This is a genomic window from Anaerovibrio sp. (assembly GCF_045637405.1).
Lineage (GTDB): Bacteria > Bacillota > Negativicutes > Selenomonadales > Selenomonadaceae > Anaerovibrio.
This window is the reverse complement of record NZ_JAZTZI010000095.1, coordinates 1-1174: the sequence shown is the minus strand read 5'-3', so window position 1 is coordinate 1174 and position 1174 is coordinate 1. Positions and strand designations below refer to the sequence as shown.

Annotated in this window: 2 protein-coding genes; both read left to right on the top strand. The window is 48.7% G+C overall.

What is annotated here, in order from left to right; all coding sequences use genetic code 11:
- Window positions 1–307: peptide chain release factor-like protein (locus ACKI5G_RS06895; RefSeq protein WP_407398888.1), on the top strand; the 307-nt coding region annotated here is incomplete at its 5' end.
- A gap of 26 nt (window positions 308–333) precedes the next feature.
- The coding region (gene prmC / locus ACKI5G_RS06890; RefSeq protein WP_407398886.1) for a peptide chain release factor N(5)-glutamine methyltransferase at window positions 334–1174 on the top strand (841 nt) is incomplete at its 3' end.

Genomic DNA, 1174 nt, shown 5'->3' with positions numbered 1-1174 from the left:
ATGTCAGGATGAAAAATCCCAGCTGAAAAACAAGGAGAAAGCCATGCGTGTGCTTCGAGCCAGAGTATTGGAGCAGGCCCAGCAGGCTCAGGCAGATACCATCGCTGCCGACCGAAAAAGTCAGGTGGGCTCCGGTGACCGCAGTGAGCGGATAAGAACCTATAATTTCCCTCAGGGGCGTGTTACGGACCATCGTATAGGTTTAACTTTGCATAAATTGGATTTTGTTCTGGACGGTCAGCTGGATGAATTATTAAATGGTCTGATTACGGCGGATCAGGCTGAACGCATGAAGCAGCCTGACTGATCAAATTACAGTGTTATGAGGCAATAATGCCAGAAGAAATATGGACTATAGGTAAAATCCTTAAATGGACCGAGGAATATTTTGCCAAGGCTGGCATCGATACACCCCGTCTGGATGGCGAGGTGCTTCTTTGTCATGTGCTGAATAAGGAACGGATTCATCTGTATGTTCACTTTGACCAACCGTTGAATCCCTCGGAACTGGCCCAGTATAAGGAATATATCCGCCAGCGGGTGCGCCACAAGCCAGTGGCCTATATTGTAGGGCATAAGGATTTTATGGGATTGGATTTCAGGGTGACGGAGGATACCTTGATACCCCGGCCGGATACGGAGATATTGGTGGAAGCTGTGATTTCCAGACTGAAAACCACCGGGGACAATGGTGGAACCATTGCTGATATTGGTACCGGTACCGGAGCCATATGCTTGTCCTTATTGAATTATTTGTCCTCGTTACTGGCGGTAACGGTGGATATTTCCGACAAGGCCCTTGAAGTGGCCCGGGATAATGCCCAAAGATTGGGATTGTCAGATAGGATAGAGTTTTTCCAGGGAGATTTGCTGGAGCCTATAAAGAATCGCAAATTTACAGCCATAGTATCCAACCCACCCTATATTCCTGAGGGGGATATTGCCGGTTTGGAGCCGGATGTAAAGGATTTTGAACCGGTTTCCGCCCTGGCAGCTGGTGCTGATGGCTTGGATTGCTATCGGCGGTTGGTGGCTGAAGCGGGTGAACTTTTGGAAGATGGCGGATTTTTGGCTATGGAAATCGGCATTAATCAAGCTGAGCCCTTAAGGAAGCTTGGTCAGGAGCATGGCTGGGGCCGCTGCGAGATAATTAAAGATTTGGCGGGAATTGACC